The sequence below is a fragment of the Thioalkalicoccus limnaeus genome (assembly GCF_041197575.1).
In the GTDB taxonomy this organism is placed as follows: domain Bacteria; phylum Pseudomonadota; class Gammaproteobacteria; order Chromatiales; family Chromatiaceae; genus Thioalkalicoccus; species Thioalkalicoccus limnaeus.
This window is the reverse complement of sequence record NZ_JBDKXB010000005.1, coordinates 41,344-60,591: the sequence shown is the minus strand read 5'-3', so window position 1 is coordinate 60,591 and position 19,248 is coordinate 41,344. Positions and strand designations below refer to the sequence as shown.

The following is a 19,248-nucleotide window of genomic DNA, read 5'->3' as shown; positions in this document are numbered from 1 at the left end:
AACCTCCCGCAAGAGATGCGGAACGCCGATGCTACCGGAATCACCATCGTGGCGCTCTCGAATCCTCCTGCCTTGGTCCGCTCCCCCAGGCGCAACGCACGCGGGTCCCTCATCACGGATGCGGGCCACGAGACTGCTGAGGTTGCCATCACGGTTCTGGGGTCGCCGATCGCCACTGCCGCCTATCATGATCGTCTTCTCCGCTGGACGGACCGAGAGGTCTCGCTCGAAACAAAGGCTAGAATGCGAAAAGCAAACATCGCGCCAATCACTGACGAACCAAGGGAGGAATGAGGAATGGGGTCACCGCCCGACCCCTGTCAAAACGCCGCCGCCTCGCGCTTCCCTCGACGACCAGGGCGCCAAATCCATGGCGCTTGGCGGGCTGGTAGCAGACGCTAGAGGGGCTCGTGTCGGATAAACCGGAGCCTGTTCGACCAGGCAACTGAAAGCCGGCCCTCGCTACACGATCTCATCGACGTATCGCGGGCCATCGCCGGTCGGCTTCCGTCGGTCTCCGTCCTTTTTCGGCGACGGATCGCCTTTGCGGTCCTTCTGCGGTTCACGCCGACCGATCCTGGGCGTCCGTTCGATCGGAGCAATTCGCTCGCGAATGGGTGTCAATTCCGAATCAGCCATGGTATGGACTCGTCACAAGGTGCCGCGGAGACATGGTTGCCGTCTCGAAGACAAAGATCCCTCTCGCCGACCGGACAAGACGGATGACACCGGACACCTGTGAGACGATCAATACCCGGGGCCATGATTCGGCCTTCACCTGCTTGGGCCATCGAGCCAATCCCCGATCCGCGCCCGCAACCGGATCACAGCTTGACCATGGATCTGGCAGACCCGCGACTCGCTGACACCGAGTACCGCTCCGATCTCGCGTAGATTCAGCTCATCGTCGTAGTACAGCGAAAGCACGAGCTTCTCTCGTTCCGGCAGATGCTCGATGGCCTCGATCAAGCTCTCACGAAAACCGGCAGCCTCTAGCATGGCCAAAGGATTCTCGCGGTCACCGACCAGATTGGCGGACCACTGATCGCTGTCTCCCGACTCCACCACAAGCTCTTCCGTGCTCACCAGGCGGCACGAAGCGGCGTCAAGCTGGAGGCGAGCATAGTCGTCGATACCGATGCCAAGCGCTTCGGCGACCTCGGCGTCCCGCGCTTCACGCCCCTCCCGGTTCTCGATCTCGCGCACCGCCGCGGCCGCCTCCCGTGCCTTGCGATACACGGAACGAGGAGCCCAGTCGTTGCGCCGCACCTCGTCGAGCATGGCGCCACGAATGCGGGTCCCGGCATAGGTCTCGAAACTGGCCCCAAGCGAGCCGTCGTAATGGCGAGCCGCGTCAAGCAAGCCCAGCATGCCAGCTTGGATCAAGTCCTCTACCTGAACCGTCGGAGGCAAACGGGCGATCAGATGATGCGCAATCCGTTTGACCAAAGCCGCGCCGTCCTCGACGATCCGATCCGAGGACCGAGCGCCAGAGGTTGCGTAGGCCCTGCGCGCATTCGTGGATCTCATCACCCGCTTACCCGCAGCCCGCTCCGGCCTGCACCATCCGCTCCAAGAAGAACTCCGGATGGCCGCTTGGCAAGTAGGTTCGCGGCCGGGCTTCCAGGGTCCGGGCCAATTCATCGAAGGCGATGGCCGAGCGACTGCGCGGATAAAGGTCCGTCACGGCCCGCTGGTGTTGCACGGCCTTTCGCAGCTGCTCATCGATGGGAATCGTACCGAGATAAGACAGAACGATATCCAAGAAACGATCAGTGACGCACAAGAGCTTCGAATAGAGCCGCCGTCCCTGTTGCGCGCTGGGCACCATGTTGGCGACGAAGTTGAAATGGCTGACCCCATGCTCTTTGTTGAGAACCTTGATCAGGGCGTACGCGTCCATCAAAGACGCGGGCTCATCACATACCACCAATAGGACGTCCTGGGCCGCCCGCGCAAAAAAGACCACGTCCTCGGAAATCCCCGCCGCCGTGTCGACCAACAGGAAGTCGATCGGCATGGGCAGGTCGCTGAAGGCCCGCACCAAGCCGGCCTGTTCTGGGCGGCTCAGCGATGCCATGCGCGAGATGCCCGAGGCCCCGGGAACGATCTTGAGCCCCGCCGGCCCATCGATGAGGATCTCCTCCAATCCGACCCGCCCCTCCATCACATGGGACAGGTCGTGGCGAGATTGCAGGCCAAGTAGCACGCCCACGTTCGCGAGGCCCAGATCGGCATCGAAGAGCATGGTTTCATGCCCACGTCGGGCCATCGCGACACCGAGGTTGACGCTAACGCTGGTCTTCCCGACACCGCCTTTACCACTGGCCACCGCGACCACCTGAACGGGTTGGCTGCGCGCCAGGTAGCTGACCGATGAAGACCGCTCGACCATTTGCTCAGAGAGAACCATTGGCGGCTCGCTGCTCCACGAAGGTTTCATGTTGCCCCGGAATTGAACCCGCTTCCCATGCCAGCGCCTCTGCCCGCTCCACGAGGTCCACGACCCCGGCTGGATGGAGATCCTCGGGCACCCGTTGCCCGTCGCTGGCGTAAACCAAGGGCAGCTGATGACGCACCAGGGCACCGAGGACAGGCCCCAAGGTGACGGCCTCATCGAGTTTCGTGAGAATGCACCCGTGGAGCCTGGCACGGCCAAAGGCACGGAAGGTCTCATCGAGTCCGGCCGGGTGCGTGATACAGGACGCGACGAGATAAGACTTGATCGAGGGGGTGCCATCCAGATCGCCGAGCTGCGCGGCCAAGCGAAAATCTCGCTGGCTGAGCCCCGCGTTATCGATCAAGACCAAACGCTTCGACGCATGCTCATGGAGCAACCCGGCAAGCTCCTTTCGATTCGCCGCGAAATCGATGGGGATGCCGAGAAGTTCCCCGAAGGTCAGAAGCTGTTCCCGGGCCCCGATGCGATAGGTATCCGTGGTGATCAAGGCGACATGGCGTCGCCCGTAGCGCAACGCGAAGCGGGCCGCGAGTTTCGCCACCGTGGTGGTCTTCCCGACCCCGGTGGGCCCAACCAACGCGAGTACACCGCCTTTGTACACCTGATCGTCCTTGACCCTCGCGATGCGACCGTTGAGCTCCGCGCACACCCCGGACCACAGCCGACCGCGCGGATGGCCTCGGGCAACGACCCGAGCGAGCAACTCCTGGGCGAGTTCGCGTGGCAGCCCCAACCGCTCTGCTCGCGCCAACAATCCGTCGTTGCCCTGATCGGCGTCACGCGCGTCCAACGCATCCAGTTGCTGCTTGAGGGCCGAGTGCAGCTTGCGCAGCTCGCTGCCCATCGCGCCGACGGCTTGCTGATCCAGGCCCTCGGCATCGAGCACTTTCGCGGACTCCCGCAAGGAGGCATCGCGGGCCGGGATACGTGAGTCTGGTGATGCCCTGCGCCTGCCTGAGAGCCCATCTAGATCCATTTCGGCCCGTGGGCGGCCCTCGATCGGGACAACCCATTCATCGGCAGCCTCAACCGACCCGCGCAGTCGCGCCGAAGGCTCGGGCCACGTCCCCAAAGGGTTCTCAGCGGGTTCGCCATCACGCATTTCCAACCATTGCAACTGCTGTTCCAGGGCAATTCGGAGCTTGCGAAGTTCGGTGCCGACCGCTCCCAGCGTCTCGTCGTTCGGGGGATGCGCGATCGCGATCGACGGGGTCGCCGGAGGGCATTCCGCCTCCTCGGCCGCAAGCGACTCCGGTCGCTCGGCCGGCAAGGATGTCGCAGAGACCGACGGGGTGCTCGCTGGCCCATCCGTGGCGCTCATTGCGGCGACCACCTGCGCATCGTAATCCAATGCCACCAGTAGCTCAGTACCGGCTTCCGTGCGGCGGCTCGAGAGGACGACCGCGTCGGCTCCCTGATCTTCCCTCACCATGCGCAGGGCTTGCCGCATATCCGGAGCTACAAAACGCTTGATTCTCATCTGGACCACACCTCGTTCAGCCGAACGGCACCCAGGCTCCTACCCACCCGCTTAACCGATCGACGCAATAATGCGAACCCGCTTGTTATCCGGGATCTCATTGACGCCCAGCACATGCAGCGATCGGACGCTGGGCCGCAACCACCTGGCCAACCAGAACCGTAGCGCCGGCGAAACCACCAACACGCTTGGCTGCCCCATCACTTCATGCTTCTCCGCGATCTTTCTCAGATTCTCGAGGAGCCGCTGAGCGAGACCAGGCTCCATCCCGAGACCTCCGTCCTCGCCCTTCTGAAGAGACTGCTGCAATATGTGTTCCAAATCTGGATTAAGCGTCATCACCTCCAGCTCCTGGCTTAACCCATTGATGTGCTGCACAATCGATCGACCTAGCGCGGCGCGGACGACACCGGTCAGAAAGACGGGATCTTGACTCTTGGTGCCATGTTCCGCCAGAGATTCCGCGATACTGCGCATGTCCCGGATCGGCACGCCTTCCGCGAGCAGGTTCTGGAGGACCTTGACGATTGCCGACAAGGGGACGGTCTTCGGCACCAAATCCTCAACCAGCTTCGGCGCCTGACGAGCAAGCAGATTCAGAAGCTGATGCGCCTCTTCGTGACCGAAGAGTTCGCTGGCATGCTCCTGGACGAGTTTGCTCAGATGCGTCGCGATCACCGTGCTCCCATCGACGACCGTGTAGCCCAGTGTCTGGGCTTGATCCCGCAGCGCCGGGGCGATCCAGACCGCATCGAGACCAAAGGCCGGATCCTTGCACGCAATGCCCGGCACATCCCCAAAGACTTGGCCCGGATTGATGGCCAACTCGAGGTCGGGCTCGATCTGTGCCTCCCCAAGTGGCACCCCAAGGACCGAGATACGATAGACGCTGGGCGCCAAATCGAGATTGTCGCGGATATGCACTGGCGCGATCAGGAACCCGAGCTCCTGGGATAGCTTCTTGCGAATCCCCTTGACCCGTCCCATCAACTCGCCACCCTGCGCCCGATCGACCAAGGGGATCAGACGATAGCCAAGCTCGAGACCAATGAGGTCGACCGGCTGCACATCCTCCCAAGAGATCTCTGTCGGGGCCGCCGCGGGGGCCGAGTCCTCCGTTTGGTTCGGCGCCGCCGATGCGGCAGCATCACGGCGATACACGAACCACGCCGCCAAGCCGATCACGGTGGCCAGCATCAGAAAGGGTAGGTTCGGCATGCCGGGAATCACACCGAGCAGGCCAATGACACCGGCCGTGGCCCCCAAGGCTCGCGGCGAACCGAACAATTGGGTGAGGATTTGCCGACCCATGGCTTGCGTGCTCGCAACGCGCGTGACGAGGATGGCCGCGGCTGTGGACAGGAGCAAAGCCGGGATCTGCGCCACCAGCCCGTCACCAATGGTCAGCAAGGTGTAGATTCGCATCGCCTCGCCGGCTGACAAGCCGTACTGCAAAATGCCTACCGCCAATCCACCCGCGATGTTGACGAGCAGAATGATGATCCCGGCCACCGCGTCACCACGGACGAACTTGCTGGCACCGTCCATCGCCCCGTAGAAGTTCGCTTCCTGCTGGATGTGCTCGCGGCGACTACGGGCCTGTTCCTGGTCGATCATCCCGGCGTTGAGGTCGGCATCGATCGCCATCTGCTTGCCCGGCATCGCGTCGAGGGTGAAGCGAGCATTCACCTCCGAGACCCGCCCAGCCCCCTTTGTGACGACGACGAAGTTGATGACGATGAAGATGATGAACACCACGAGACCGATCGCGTAGCTGCCACCGACGACAAACTCGCCAAACGACTGAATCACCTTGCCAGCGGCGTCGGTGCCCTCATGACCCTTCATCAGGACCACCCTGGTCGAGGCGATGTTCAACGCCAATCGAAACAGAGTCGCCAACAGTAGGATGGTCGGGAAGACCGTTACATCCAGTGGACGCATCGCATAAACGGTCACCATCAGGATGATGACCGATAGGGCGATGTTGAAGGTGAAGAGCAGGTCCAGCGCGATCGGCGGGAGCGGAATCACCATCATCAGCAGCAAGGTGATGACCATGGCCGGCGCCCAAACGGCCCCTTTCAAGCCATGCGGGAGTCTGGAAACGAAAGACTGGCTGCTCATGGGTGCCTTCTCGTTGGCAAAGGGACGAGATCGTCGGGTTCATCGTCTCGGCGTCCGAGACCGGGCAGGTTTCAAGGCGTGCAGCCAGCCTACTGATCGGGTACCGGGAGGTCGCGCGGTCGCTCCGGCTGGCGCGTCCCGGCCTTGCGCGCGGCGCGCAACTGGAAGACATAGGCGAGCAACTGGGCGACCGCCAAGTACAGAGAGGCCGGGATCTCCTGCCCGAGCTTGACTTGGTGGTAGAGGGCACGAGCGAGAGGGGGTGCCTCGATGATCTCGACCCCATGGATTTCCGCCAGGGCGCGGACCCGACCCGCTACGAGATCGGCGCCCTTGGCGACGACCCGCGGCGCTCCCGATTTGAGGGCGTCATAGCGCAGCGCGACGGCGACATGGGTTGGATTGGTCACCACGACATCGGCAGTGGGCACTTCCTCCATCATGCGACGCCGCGCGAACTCCCGCTGTAGCTGGCGGATCCGAGACTTGACCTCGGGCCGACCCTCGGTCTCCTTGAGTTCGTCGCGAACCTCCTGGCGGGTCATGCGCAGCTTCTTGGTGTGATCCCACAGCTGAAACGGGACGTCGATAAAGGCAATCAAGAAGGTGGCCGCGGCCAACAGGATCAGCAGAACGCCAAACAGCTGAAAAGCGCCGATAATGTCCAGCATCACCGTCGCCTTCGGAGGAGCTAGGATCTCGCTCCGGTGGGCCCAGATGTACCCCCCCCCGACACCGGCAACGAGAACCAGCTTGGCAATGGCCTTGACGAACTCGACCAGGGCCCGGGCTGAAACCATCCGCCCCAAACCCTTGATCGGGTCGAGTCGTTCCAACTTCGGCTGCAACGACTGCGCGCTGACCGCCCAGCCGCCGAGCAGGGCCGGTGAGATCAGCGCCGTGATAACCATCGCCAATCCGAAAGGTGCGAACAGGACCAGCGTCTGTTGGACGACCCGCGCCAGACGGTCGACCATCGCCATCGGGCTGTCCAGGTCCTCCGCATGCAGAACCAACGCCTCCGCCATGACCTCCGACAGACCCTTTCCCAGCGTCGGCCCGAGCACGAAGAGGATCAAGGCCCCAACCGTCAATATCATCGCCGTGTTCAACTCGCGTGAACGCGGGACCTGCCCCTTCTTCTTGGCGTCGAGCAGCCGTTTCGGGGTCGGTTGTTCGGTCCGTTCTTGGGCGGGTTTCTTGTCCACGCTGTCGCCTCAAGCACCGACCGCGACTTGAACCAGCGAAAAGGCCCGATGGAGTACCGCCGAGAACAGCGGACTCAGATTGCCGAGGGTCATCAACATGGCGCTGAACCCGAGCAACAGCATCAACGCGAAGCCATGCGCGAAGACATTGAGCTGGGGCGCCGCGCGCGTCGCGACCCCCAGGGCCAGGTTCGTCAGCAGGATGACCGACACGACGGGAAGGGCGAGACGCATCGCCTCGCTGAACATCAGCCCGCCCCACAGCGCCAGCGCGATGAACACGTCTGGTGCGAGCCCCTGGGCGCCGACCGGCAGCGTGACGAAGCTCTCGGCAAGAATTCTGATCAGGATCAGATGACCATCGACAGCGAAGAAGACCAGCACCCCCAGCAGATAATAGAAGTGGCCGATCGCCGGCACCTGGACCCCGTTTTGGGGATCCGCGACCGCGGCGAAACCCAATCCCATGCTGGTCCCGATCATCTGCCCGCTGACCATGAGCACCGCGAAGGCCACCTGCAGGATCAAACCCATTGCAGCACCGATCAGGATCTGGTTGAGAACCACCAAGGCCCCAGGGACACTCAGCGGATCGATCGGCGGAACCGGACCGACCAGCGGCAGCACGGCCCAGGTCAGCGCCAGCGCCAAGACCAAGCGCACCCGCGCGGGTAAGGTCCGACCACCGACAATCGGCGTCGCGAGAAGCATCGCCGCAACGCGGAAGAAGGGCCACAGAAAACCCAGGACCCAGATCGACAGTGGCTGCAAGTCGATCGTCATCGTTAACCGAGCAGGTTAGGGATCGACTCGAACAGGCGTCTGGCGAAGCCCGTGATCGTAGACAACATCCAGGGGCCGGCAAGAAAGAGCACGAGCACCAGCCCCACGAGCTTCGGGATGAAGGTCAGGGTCATCTCGTTGATCTGGGTTGCGGCCTGGAACAAGCTGACGATCAGCCCCAGGGCCAAGGCTGCGAGCAACAAGGGCGCAGACAGCAGCACGGTTACGATAAGGGCCTGTTTGCCTATCGTAATGACGAGTTCCGGTGACATGGTCCCCTCGGTTGACTTCCTGGCGTTGCGATGATGGGTGCGTCGTGTGCCGGCCCGCTAGGGTCGGCCCCCGAGGTCTCGCTCCGAACAGAGGGTTGATTCAACCTCCGCGAACCAACCGGTGTCGCTCCCCGTTATGAACTCCGCGAACCCGCATGGGCCTAGGCGAAGGTCTGCGCCAACGTGCCGATGACCAAGGCCCAGCCATCGATCAGAACGAACAGCATGAGCTTGAAGGGTAACGAGATGATCATCGGCGATAGCATCATCATGCCCATCGACATCAGGACCGCCGCCACCACGAGATCGATTATCAAGAACGGCAGAAAGATCAGGAAACCGATTTGAAACGCGGTCTTGAGTTCGCTGGTCAGAAAGGCCGGCACGAGCAGCGAGAAAGGCACATCGTCCGGGGACTCGAACTCGTCGAGCCCGGCCAATCCGGCGAACAAAGCCAGGTCCTGTTCCCGGGTATGCGGCAGCATGAACTCGCGCAATGGATCCCCGGCACGTTCGATCGCCTGTTCGGCGGACACCGCCTCCGCGAGGTACGGCTGTACCGCCTCCTGATTGATGCGATCGAACACCGGGGACATCACGAACAGCGTCAAGAACAGCGCCAGTCCGATCAGCACCGGGTTCGGCGGCGTCTGCATGGTGCCAATGGCCTGGCGCAGAATCGCGAGCACGATGATGATCCGGGTGAAGGATGTCATTGCCAGCAGCAAGGCCGGCAACAACGTGAGCATGGTCATTGCGATCAAGACCTGTAGGCTCACGCTATAGGACGCCCCGCCATCGGCCGTGGCCGTCATCTGGACGAAGTGCAGCCCCGTATCGGCACTCGCCGGCGTTACCACCAACAGCGCCGATGCCAACAGGATCGCCACCCGGGAAGCCATCATCATCCTGCCCTCTCGGTCAGCTTACGAGAATCCACGCAGCGAAAAACCCTTGTCGGCCCCGACCGACTTCGCCTGCTCGTCGTCATCGAACACCAGCAGCGTCCGCAACCCACCCGGCGAGGCCCCGACCAACAGCCGTTTGCCCCCCGCCTCCACCAGCAGGATCCGCTCACGAACGCCGATGCTCAACACCCCCAGCACCCGGGGGTTCAGTGCACCGCCGGCCTGGAGTCCTTGGAGTCGGCGCACGACCCAAGCCAGAACCAAAAGGATAGCCACGACCAACATCAACACGAGCGTGACTTGACCCATCATCTCGACGGCGGGGAGCGGCTGCACCGACCCGGTCCCGGCATCCGAGCCGACCGCCCAGGCTGGCATGGTGGCGGGGTAGGCCAAAACGGCGCCCCACCTCCGCGGAAAGCGGCTCAGATGTGACCAGATTCGCATTCCAGGTCCGTCCATCAGCCAGTGCTGAGCCGCTTGACCCGCTCGCGCATGCTCACCACGTCGGTCAAGCGGATTCCAAAGCGGTCATTCACGACGACAACCTCGCCTTCGGCGATCAAGGTTCCGTTGACCAGCACATCCATTGGCATACCGGCATCCCGATCCAATTCCAGAACCGAGCCATGACTGAGTTTGAGCAGGTCGCGGATCGTCATCCGCCGGCGCCCTACCTCCATCGACACCGTCACTGGGATATCCAGAACGACGTCCAGGTTCGCACCGGGCGATGCCGCCTTGGCTCCGAGCGCGGTGGTGTCGACCTTTGGCGCGGGGTTGTCATCGGAAAGACGCGCGTCGGCATCGGGGCGATCTGATGTGTCGATCGAGTGCATCTCGGGTCTCCAGGATGGTGAGTGCAGATTCAGGCGCAGGCGGCGAAGCCGCCCTGGTTCTTGTCCGTCGCAAGCCAGGCCGTCGGGGTGGCCTGCTGAGAGCTCGCGGCCGACGCTGATCTTTTCGGTTCAGCCTCTTGGTGGAGGACCTGGGTGATGGTCACCACATTGCGTCCCCGAGCCGCTCCCAGTTCCCCGGTGAACACCGTCGTGCCCTCCAAATCAACCGGCAGCCGCTCGGGGATCTCGACCGGGATCACATCGCCAGGCTTCATGGTCAGGATCCGTCGCACTGGCATCACAGTCTCCACCAGGGTGCCGCGCAGCTCGAGTGGCACATTCAACAGATTCTCGACCAGGTTTTCCCGCCAACGGCGTTCCTGATCCGAGTGTTCGCCCGAAAGACTATTGTCGAGCTGGGCCCTGAGGGGCTCGACCATCGAATGGGGGATCGCGAAACTCAGCTCCTCCTTGACCTCACCCAGTCGAATGCCGAATCGTGCCGCGATCACACGGTCACCCGGGCTCGCCACATTGGCGAACAAGGGGTTCGTCTCCCAACCCACATGTTCGATCGCAATCCGATAGATCGGTGACCAAGCCTCCTCGAGTTCCTTGGCAATGCGATCGACAATGATCCGGGTTACCCGGAGCTCGGCCGACGTGATTTCGCGCGACTGCGCGATGTGTTGCGCCTCGGTCCGTCCGCCGAAATAACTATCGACGAAGAGATAAACCAGATTCGACGGCAACACGAACAGGCCGGTACCCAACAGCGGCCGAACCTTGACCAGATGCATCCCGCAATGTCTTGGGAGCTTGGCGAGCCAGTCGGAGTAGCGCAGAGTCTCGACACGCGACAATTGCACCGCGGTGCCACGCCGCAACACGCCTGTCAAAGTCGCGCGGAGCCGGCGCGAGAACTTCTCGTAGACGATCTCCAGCGCCGGCATCGAGCTGCGCAAGATGTGCTCCTGCACCGAGAAATCGTAGGGCACAACGTTGCCCTGGGGGTATTGATGCGGCTCGTCATCGGAGAGCCCTCCCCAATCGACCTCGTTGAGCAGGGCATCGAGCTCGTCGGGGGTCAGCAGGTCGCTATTCATCATGTCACTGCATCAGGAAACTGGTGAAGTACACATCGACAACCCCAGACTTTCCGGTCAAGCCGGAAAGGGTGTCACGGATCTCGTCGCGAATCTGCGCGCGCAATTGCTCCTTTCCTTTCGGGGTCTGGAGTTCCTCGGCCGACTGACGACTCAGAACCATCACGATACTGTTGCGTATGACCGGGCCATGGCGTTTGATCGCATCTTCGGCGCTCTTTCCGTCGACGGCCACCTCGATGCTGACCTGGAGGAATTGCGCAACCGACGGGTTGGCGAAGGTCGCGACAAAGGCCGGATCGAGCGGGACATAGGCGGAGGCCGCCCGAACCGCGACGGCGTCGGAGGCTTCGATGTCAGACTCGGTGCCCGTTAGCTCGGGGGACGGCGTTAGACCAGGGAGACTGCCGGTGGCGAACAAGGTCCCCACTACGCTACCGACAACGAGCAGCGTCCCCAGCACACTCAGAATGACGATCTTCTTCATAACACCCTTGACCTGTTTGGGCTGCGTGGCCACTGACGGGAATCATCCCCCGTGCCGCCACCCTGAAGAAAGCAATCTTTGGGCCATCGCTTTAACTTGCGACATAACAGAGGATTAGGGCCGTGCGATGAATGAACGCCAAGGTTTTGGCCCGCGACAGATTGGACTGGCGACGATTCCTTGACGGGTCAAGCCACCCGGGTAACCGAAGCCTTTGGCCCCGGGAGATCAACGGGATGTCGTGCGCCAGAGGGGCGCTGTGCAGAGGGATGGCGCCATAGCTCGGACCGGACCGCACCGAACCGGGAACAGGCGCAGCAGCGGCCATCGCGGGAACAAGCGATGGCTCGTAACCGAAACGGGCCCAGCGATTAAGCGAAGGTGTCGATCAGGCCGTCGGTCGGCGTCAGCGACCGAGACGCCGGGCGTTGGCCATGATCGCGGCCCTCCGGCATCGATTCGTCCGACGGCGCGCGCTCCCGCTCCCCGTCAGCGCGACCTTCCGCCTGCCGTTCGGTCACATCCAGACTTTCGAGCGACAGCCCGGCCTCATTGAACATCTCTCGCAGGCGCGGCAGGGCCTCGACCACCGCTTCGCGGACCTGCGCGCTCTGGACGATGACACTGACGCTGGTCTTGGCCTTCTCCTGCTTGATGTGGATCTCCAAGCGACCAAGTTCCGGGGGATTAAGGCGCAGCTCGGCGATGGTCTCGCGCCGACCGACAAGCCACTTGAGGCGCGTGCCGAATTCATCGCCCCATCCCTGGGCCGCAACGGGCTGCGTCAACGCACTCAGCGGGGCCGGCGTTGGGCCTGTGGTAAGCGGCCGCGACGGCACATCCAGGGATGCCATTCCCGTCATCGCCAAACCCTCGGGGCGTCCGGTTTCGATCCCGACCTGAGCCGCAACGCGACCCGCCTGAAGCATCGACGACGAGACGTCCGCCATCCGCAAAGCCGCCGCGCCTTCCGTCTCCGGCACGTTCGTGGCGACCTGGCCGCGCCCGCCCATCGCATCCTCGGCCGCGTTAGCCATCGTCACTCGATCCGAAGGCCTCGCCCCCGCCGGATCGGCTTCAGGCCGCTCTGCCCTCGCCACCCGTTCGCCAAACCGCACCGCTTCCGCACGCCCAGTCGAAACCTGGCGCTCTGCCTCCGCGCGCCCGTCGACCACCTTGCGTTCTAGCTCCGCGCACGCCTCCGCTACCTCGTGCTCCGCCTCCGTCCGCCCATCGGTCACCCTGCGCTCCCGCTCTGCGCGCCCCTCCAGATCTCCGCGATCCGCATCCAACGACGTTTGGCGCAAAAACACCGCGTAACGCTGCTCGCTGAACGAGGGTCTATCGACCTCAGGCGTGTCCATCGGCATAGGTCCCGCGAGGGATGCAGGATGCACGACGCTGGGCTCGCGCCCGCCATTGAGGGTCAACGTCTGATCGCCCATGAACGACGGTTCGCCTCCGTGCGAAAGCGAGTCATGGCGTGGACCGAGTGCGTGTGCCAGCGCGCGCAGGTCAGGCTTGGCCGAATGACCCGGCTCTTCGCTGTAGGAGGCGCTGCCCTCGGTCCCGCCGTCGCCGGGTGGGAGAGACTCCTCGGCCCCCTGCTGCCGCATCAGATCGGCGAAAGGGCCCTGGCCTTGTTCCGAAGCCGCCGACCGATCGGCATGCGCTTTTTCTTGGGGCGCGAATCGCTCGGCAAGGGCGACCAGCATCGCGTTCATCATGGGGTCAGCTCTCGTCGCTGCGCGGGAGATTGGCGTAACGGCTCGACAAATCGTCCTGGATCCTTTGGCCTTGGCGCTCCTGCGCGCGACGTTCCGCGGTGCCCAGTCGATCGATCACCTTGTCCAGAATGGCGACCTCGCGTTGACTTTCCTGCCAGCGACAGAAGGATTGCTCAAGGGCAATTCGCTGTTGATCGATACGCTCGCGGTGTTCCACAATAGCGGTGTTGAGCCGCGACATGAAGCGCCAATAGTCCCGCAAGTTCGCGCCGGTCTGCTCGGCGGTCACTGGCGTATGACCCGTGTACTCGTCACGGTACACGATGAGCTGGTTGAGCTGGCCGTCGGTCTCCTCGAGGACCCGACGGCGATCGGCGAGCGCCCGCGCCGCGTCCTGCCCCCGGTCCTCGGCGAACTGTTTCAGGTGCTCGATGCGTTGTTTACGACTCATATCTTTCCCGTCCATCGCCCGAAGATGTTACAGGTCGGCACAGGCCGTTAGCTCCCCGGCCGTCCAGGCAACTCCCGCAGAACCCCGCACCAGGCTTGCGCGGCTGTCTCCGTTGAATCACAACAGATTCGGTGTCGGTGCGGCTTCAGCCGCACGACGGCCACGGCCCTGGCCGTCTAGCCGAATTGCGTTGCGGCTGAAGCCGCACCTGCACCGCGCATCAGTCAACCCAAATGGGGTTTTATCTCGCGGGAGTTGCCTTCCGCCTCCGAGGGCTTCATCAGCTCGATCAGCTGTCCGACGCTAGCCCCGAGATCGACCCGCTCATGGATCCCTTGTCGCAGGAATCGAGCGATCTGCGGATGCCGTTCAACGGCCTCGTCCACCTGAGGATTGTGGCCTTTGCGATAGGCACCGAGTGTGATCAGATCCTGATTTCTGTTGTACAGCGACACCAAACCCTTCAAGGCCCGCGCGGCCTCCTGTTGCGCCGAGCCGGTAATCTCTTGCATCAGCCGGCTCACCGAGCCTTCGATATCGATGGCCGGAAAATGACCCGTGTCCGCCAAAGCACGAGACAGCACGACATGGCCATCGAGGATGGCGCGCGCCGCGTCAGCGATCGGATCGAGCTGGTCATCGCCCTCGACCAGCACGGTATAAAAGGCCGTGATCGACCCAATCCCCTCGCCGGCACCGGCGCGTTCGACCAGATGCGGTAGCTTGGCGAACACAGAGGGTGGGTAGCCTTTGGTCGCCGGCGGCTCGCCAATGGCTAGCGCGATCTCGCGCTGCGCCTGCGCGTAGCGGGTCAGCGAATCCATCAGCAGCAAGACCCGCTGCCCCTGATCGCGAAAATACTCGGCGATGCTGGTCGCCAGCATCGCGCCCCGCAAACGCATCAGTGGCGGGTGATCGGCCGGCACGGCGACGACGACGGCACGACGACGCCCCTCGTCGCCGAGGGTGTTCTGCACGAACTCACGAACCTCCCGACCACGCTCCCCGATGAGACCGACCACGGTCACGTCCGCGTCGGTATAACGGGTCATCATCCCGAGCAATGAGCTCTTGCCCACGCCGCTGCCGGCGAACAGACCCATGCGCTGGCCGCGCCCAACGGTCAGAACGGCATTGATGGCGCGCACCCCAACGTCGAGCGGTTCGTGGATCGGCGCACGCGACATCGGATTGATCGGGCGGCCCTGCAAGGGCACATGATCGTCGACCCGAATCGCGCCTCGCCCGTCCCAGGGACGACCGGCACCGTCGAGCACCCGCCCGAGCAGGGCCGCGCCGACCGGCACTTCGCCCCCATGGCGCGCTGGCGTGACCCGTGCATTGACGGTCAACCCGCGATCCTCGCCGGCCAGCATCAGATACAGCCGCTCCCCGGAAAACCCGACGACCTCGGCCTCGACCTCGGATCCATCCATCGCCGTGATCACGCACCGGCCGCCGACGGCCGCCTGACAACCCACGGCCTCCAGCGCCAGACCCACCGCCCGCGTCAATCGCCCGTGCACGACCGGCGGCGGCAGCCGCTCCGCAGCCTCACGATAGCGGCGCATCGCCTCGAGCCAGCGTGGGACGTGAAACCCGTTTTGCGGCACGCTCAAGACGACACCTCCGGGGTCTGGTCGGCGGCTCCGTCGGGGGCCCGATCGTGCCCATTGGCCGGGGTCGAGCCGCTCGCAAGCTCTGACGCCTTGTCGCCATCGGATGAGCGTTCCCCGCCAAAGACATGACAGATTGCCGACGCGAGCCGCTCCTCGACCCTGGCATCCACCTCCGAGGCACTGGTCACGACGACGCAGCCACCGCGGGTGATCGCCGGGGTTTCGAGCAGACGCCATCCGGGCCCCGTCTCCTCGGCATAGGTCTCGCGCAGGAGTGCCGCGTCATCGGGATGTACCTTGACCACGACGTCCTGCGCCGACGCGGGCAGGACCCCGAGCGCCTCCCGCAGCGCCGCGACGATGATGCCCGGGTCCGTCTTGATTTCGCGCCGCACGAGCTGCCGCACCAAACCGATGACCAAGGCCACCAGCTCTTCCTCGACGCGCGCCTCGACCTGTTGAAGTGGCCGCGCCAAGGACGCAGCCAACGATTGCAGGCATCGCGCGTGCGCCTCTACCGCCTCGCGCCCCTCGCGCAAGCCCTGCTCGCGTCCCTGACGCAGTCCCTCTTCCTGACCCGACGCAAAACCCTCCTCATAGGCCGCCTGGCGCAAGACTTCGAGGTCCTCGGCTGTCGGAGGGCGCATCGTCGCATCGCCCGGGCTCGGCGCAGCACCCGACGCGGGACCTGGCGCGAGTTCCGGCGCCGACCAGTAGCGCCACAATTGGAGTTCTGGATCATGACTTGCCTCAGACATACGCCTCGCGTGCCCCCAATGCGATATCGCCTCGCTCGGCGAGGCGTCGTGCAATCCGCGTGATCTCCTTCTGAGCCTCCTCGGCATCGGACAAGCGCACCGGGCCTGTCCCCTCGATATCATCCTGGACCAGCTGCGCGGCACGCTTTGACATGTTGCGGAAGAACTTGCCCCGCAGACGCTCGTCGGCGGCCTTCAGCGACTTGACCAACAGGTCGGTGGAAACCTCCTTCAACAAGATCTGGACGTCGCGATCGGAGACATTCTCGAGATCCTCGAAGCCGAACAATGCCTCATCCAACGAACCGCCGAGCTCCGGATTCTCTTCGCGGATGCTGTCCAGGACGTCCACGCCGAGCGGCCGATCGAGTCGATTGATCACGTCCACGGCGGCCTTGATGCCTCCAACGCGCGAGCTATGGATGCCAGGGGCATCCGACACCTTCTGGTCGATGATCGCGTCCAGCTCCTTCAAGGCCGCCGGCGGCAGACCTTCCAGGTTGGCTATTCGGATCAGCAACTCGGGACGCTGGGTCTCGGGCAACAAGGACAGCACCTCGGCGGCATGCCCCGGCTTCAGATTGGCCAGCACGATCGCCGCGATCTGCGGATGTTCGGTACGCAACAGATCGGCCACTGTCGTCGCCTCCATGTGCCGGACCGCGTCCATCCCACACAGGCGCCCGGCCATGATCTGGTTGACGAACTCGCGCGCCTTGTCTTCGCCGACGGCGTCTCCAAGGGACGTGAGCAGGTACTGCTCCGAACCGATGCCCAATGGCAAGCGATCACGGGCCTCGGTCATGAAGGCCGCCAAGGTGTCCGAGACCTCCTGTCGCGAAACGGTCTTCATGCGCGAGATGGCCATGCCCAGCTTATGGACCTCCGGCGGATCCAGATACCTGAGCACATCCGCGGCGAGACGCTCGCCGACGGTCAGGAGCAGAATCGCGGCGCGCACGTTACCGCCAGGCTGGGTCGTCAAGTCATCGGTCACTGGCCAACCACCCCTTTACGATGTCTGCGGCCAGGCGCGGATCCTGGGAAATCAGGTCTCGCGTGAGCGCCACCCGTTCTGTGTATTCCTGGGGTACCTCGAGCTGAGTCAAGGCCTGCCGCGCGCCCCGCGATAGTTCGATCTGATCCGGTGCCAGTTCGTCCGGCGCCGGGAGGCTCGTCTCCGGAGCGGACCCATCGGCCAGTGCCGCCGGAGCCGGATCCACCCGGGCCGGCTCCGACGCCATACCCCTCAGCAGGGGGCGCAGGACCGCGAGCGCCAGCGACAGGACGAGGATCGCGGCAAGACCCTGCTTGGCCAGGCTCCACAACCACGGCTGCTCCCACAGGCGCGGCGAGGTCACCAGGGTGCCATCCAGGCCATCCTGAAAGACGGCCGGGACCAGGTGCACGGTATCGCCGCGCTCCTCGTTGAAGCCGACCGCCTGCTTGACCAGGGTCGTCAGGTCCTCGATCTGGTCCCGGGTCAAGGGTTCCCGGAGCGGGTTGCCGTCCTTATCGACGGCCGCGGCATCATCGATCACGACGGCCACCGATAGTCGCTGCAGCACGCCGCTGGGCGAGCGCACATGCCGGACCCGGCGATCGATCTCGAAGTTTCGCGTCGCTTGTTTCGAGAGACTCTCGGGCCTATCGCCGGCCGCTCCCCCCGGCTCCAGGTTTCCGGCGGGGGGCGGCTGGTTGGTCAGCGCACCCGGAATGCCGCCGGCGAGGGACGAACCACGGGATTGTTGTTCCGAGATCTGTTCGCTGCGCAGGCTCTGGCCCGCTGGATCGAAGAGCTCCTCGGTCGCCTCGACGATCGTGAAATCCACATCGGCGACGACCTGAGCGCGGACGCGATTGACGCCGACCAACGGGGTCAGGATCTCCTCGACCCGCCGGGCGTAGGAGGACTCGATCCGCCGCGTGAAGTCGAGTTGCCCCAGCGAGCCCTCGAAGCCGGCATCGCCTTCCTCTGGCGACAGCAATCGCCCCGCCTGATCGATCACGGTCACCCGCTCGCGAGCCAGATTCGCGATGCTCGAGCTGACCAGGTGCATGATCGCCCGCACCTGAACCGGATCCAGGGTTCGCCCCGGATAGAGTTCGAGCAACACCGAGGCCGACGGGTGTTCGCGCTCGCGTACGAACAAGGACCGCTTCGGCAGCGCCAGGTGTACTCGCACGCCCCGCACATCGGCCAGGCTCGCGATCGTCCGCGCCAACTCGCCCTCGAGCACCCGCTGATAGCGCACCGATTCCATGAACTCGCTCTCGCCGAACGTGCCTTGGCCGTCGAGCAGTTCGAACCCGACGCCACCGCCCCTCGGCAAGCCCGCCGCCGCCAGCGCGATCCGGGTCTCATGCATGCCGCCTGCCGGCACCAGGACAGCGCCGCTGTGCTCGTCGACCCGGTAAGGGACGCGACGCTCCTGCAACGCAGCGACGACCTCACTCGCATCCATCGGCGACAGGTTGCTGAACAAGGGACGATAAACGGGTTCCTGAGACCACAGCACGACCGCAACGCCGATGGCGACACTCAGGGCCAACCCCAGCATCAGCCCCAATTGCCTGGCCATCGGCAACTCGGCAAGGGCTCGAACCCGGGCGGTGATCTGGTCCGGTCTGAGTCTGATCAGTTCCATGGATTCGGCGACTGGCTAGGCGTGGTGATCGCAACCCTCGCGATCACACAGGCATGCTCATGATGTCCTGGTAGGCGGCCACCAGCTTGTTGCGAACCTGCAGCGCGCCCTGAAAGGCCAGACTGGACTTCTGCATCGCGATCACGAGTTCGGCCGTCGAGACATTCGGATCACCGAGCTCATAGGCCTGACCCATGGCCGAGGCCCGTTGTTGGGTCGTATTGACCCGATTCAGCGATTCATGCAATAGATCGGCGAAACGGACCGATGGCTTCTCGTCATTCGCTATTTCGAGCCCGGCCTCCAAGCGTTCGGACAGGGCGCGCAAGCGGTGCAGGACCTCGGTCGGCCCAACGTTGTTGTCAGACATAGCC

Annotated in this window: 18 protein-coding genes and 1 pseudogene; all 19 read right to left on the bottom strand. The window is 63.9% G+C overall.

Annotated features, from left to right (window positions below; all coding sequences use genetic code 11):
• Positions 1 to 774 precede the first annotated feature (774 nt).
• Positions 775 to 1,530 carry an RNA polymerase sigma factor FliA gene (locus ABC977_RS05840; protein WP_369666306.1) on the bottom strand — a complete coding sequence of 252 codons (756 nt, stop codon included), beginning with the start codon at positions 1,528 to 1,530 and terminating at the stop codon, positions 775 to 777.
• 7 nt (positions 1,531 to 1,537) lie between these two features.
• On the bottom strand, positions 1,538 to 2,413 hold the full coding sequence (locus ABC977_RS05835; RefSeq protein ID WP_439849164.1) for a MinD/ParA family protein: 876 nt from the start codon (positions 2,411 to 2,413) through the stop codon (positions 1,538 to 1,540).
• Complete coding sequence (gene flhF / locus ABC977_RS05830; RefSeq protein WP_369666305.1) at positions 2,400 to 3,941, bottom strand: flagellar biosynthesis GTPase FlhF; 1,542 nt, start codon at positions 3,939 to 3,941, stop codon at positions 2,400 to 2,402. The genes ABC977_RS05835 and flhF overlap by 14 nt, the downstream gene beginning before the upstream one ends.
• 51 nt (positions 3,942 to 3,992) lie before the next feature.
• Positions 3,993 to 6,068, bottom strand: a complete 2,076-nt coding sequence (gene flhA, locus ABC977_RS05825; protein WP_369666304.1) for a flagellar biosynthesis protein FlhA — start codon at positions 6,066 to 6,068, stop codon at positions 3,993 to 3,995.
• An 89-nt stretch (positions 6,069 to 6,157) separates the two neighbouring features.
• Complete coding sequence (gene flhB, locus ABC977_RS05820) at positions 6,158 to 7,276, bottom strand: flagellar biosynthesis protein FlhB (RefSeq protein ID WP_369666303.1); 1,119 nt, start codon at positions 7,274 to 7,276, stop codon at positions 6,158 to 6,160.
• 9 nt (positions 7,277 to 7,285) lie between these two features.
• Positions 7,286 to 8,059: a flagellar biosynthetic protein FliR gene (gene fliR, locus ABC977_RS05815; RefSeq protein ID WP_369666302.1), complete on the bottom strand. Its 774-nt coding sequence runs from the start codon at positions 8,057 to 8,059 to the stop codon at positions 7,286 to 7,288.
• Between the two features lie 2 nt (positions 8,060 to 8,061).
• Positions 8,062 to 8,331 (bottom strand): flagellar biosynthesis protein FliQ, encoded by a 270-nt coding sequence (gene fliQ / locus ABC977_RS05810; RefSeq protein ID WP_369666301.1) that lies wholly within the window; start codon positions 8,329 to 8,331, stop codon positions 8,062 to 8,064.
• 161 nt (positions 8,332 to 8,492) lie between these two features.
• Entirely contained in the window at positions 8,493 to 9,239 is a 747-nt protein-coding gene (gene fliP, locus ABC977_RS05805; protein ID WP_439849163.1) for a flagellar type III secretion system pore protein FliP, read from the bottom strand.
• 18 nt (positions 9,240 to 9,257) lie between these two features.
• Positions 9,258 to 9,635, bottom strand: a complete 378-nt coding sequence (locus ABC977_RS05800) for a FliO/MopB family protein (RefSeq protein WP_369666300.1) — start codon at positions 9,633 to 9,635, stop codon at positions 9,258 to 9,260.
• A gap of 65 nt (positions 9,636 to 9,700) precedes the next feature.
• Positions 9,701 to 9,964 (bottom strand): annotated as a pseudogene (fliN, locus tag ABC977_RS05795) (flagellar motor switch protein FliN); the annotation flags it as partial.
• Between the two features lie 143 nt (positions 9,965 to 10,107).
• Positions 10,108 to 11,187, bottom strand: a complete 1,080-nt coding sequence (gene fliM, locus ABC977_RS05790) for a flagellar motor switch protein FliM (protein ID WP_369666298.1) — start codon at positions 11,185 to 11,187, stop codon at positions 10,108 to 10,110.
• A 1-nt stretch (position 11,188) separates the two neighbouring features.
• The gene (locus ABC977_RS05785) at positions 11,189 to 11,671 is read right to left on the bottom strand and encodes a flagellar basal body-associated FliL family protein (RefSeq protein WP_369666297.1); all 483 of its coding nucleotides are present in this window, start codon (positions 11,669 to 11,671) and stop codon (positions 11,189 to 11,191) included.
• A 371-nt stretch (positions 11,672 to 12,042) separates the two neighbouring features.
• Entirely contained in the window at positions 12,043 to 13,398 is a 1,356-nt protein-coding gene (locus tag ABC977_RS05780; protein WP_369666296.1) for a flagellar hook-length control protein FliK, read from the bottom strand.
• Positions 13,399 to 13,402: 4 nt separating this feature from the next.
• Complete coding sequence (gene fliJ / locus ABC977_RS05775; protein WP_369666295.1) at positions 13,403 to 13,849, bottom strand: flagellar export protein FliJ; 447 nt, start codon at positions 13,847 to 13,849, stop codon at positions 13,403 to 13,405.
• A gap of 224 nt (positions 13,850 to 14,073) precedes the next feature.
• The gene (gene fliI, locus ABC977_RS05770; protein WP_369666450.1) at positions 14,074 to 15,420 is read right to left on the bottom strand and encodes a flagellar protein export ATPase FliI; all 1,347 of its coding nucleotides are present in this window, start codon (positions 15,418 to 15,420) and stop codon (positions 14,074 to 14,076) included.
• A gap of 44 nt (positions 15,421 to 15,464) precedes the next feature.
• On the bottom strand, positions 15,465 to 16,226 hold the full coding sequence (locus ABC977_RS05765; protein ID WP_369666294.1) for a flagellar assembly protein FliH: 762 nt from the start codon (positions 16,224 to 16,226) through the stop codon (positions 15,465 to 15,467).
• Entirely contained in the window at positions 16,219 to 17,223 is a 1,005-nt protein-coding gene (fliG, locus tag ABC977_RS05760; protein WP_369666293.1) for a flagellar motor switch protein FliG, read from the bottom strand. The genes ABC977_RS05765 and fliG overlap by 8 nt, the downstream gene beginning before the upstream one ends.
• A complete protein-coding gene (gene fliF, locus ABC977_RS05755; protein WP_369666292.1) occupies positions 17,213 to 18,874 on the bottom strand; it encodes a flagellar basal-body MS-ring/collar protein FliF in 1,662 nt (553 codons plus the stop codon). The genes fliG and fliF overlap by 11 nt, the downstream gene beginning before the upstream one ends.
• A 43-nt stretch (positions 18,875 to 18,917) precedes the next feature.
• On the bottom strand, positions 18,918 to 19,244 hold the full coding sequence (gene fliE / locus ABC977_RS05750) for a flagellar hook-basal body complex protein FliE (protein WP_369666291.1): 327 nt from the start codon (positions 19,242 to 19,244) through the stop codon (positions 18,918 to 18,920).
• Positions 19,245 to 19,248: the final 4 nt, after the last annotated feature.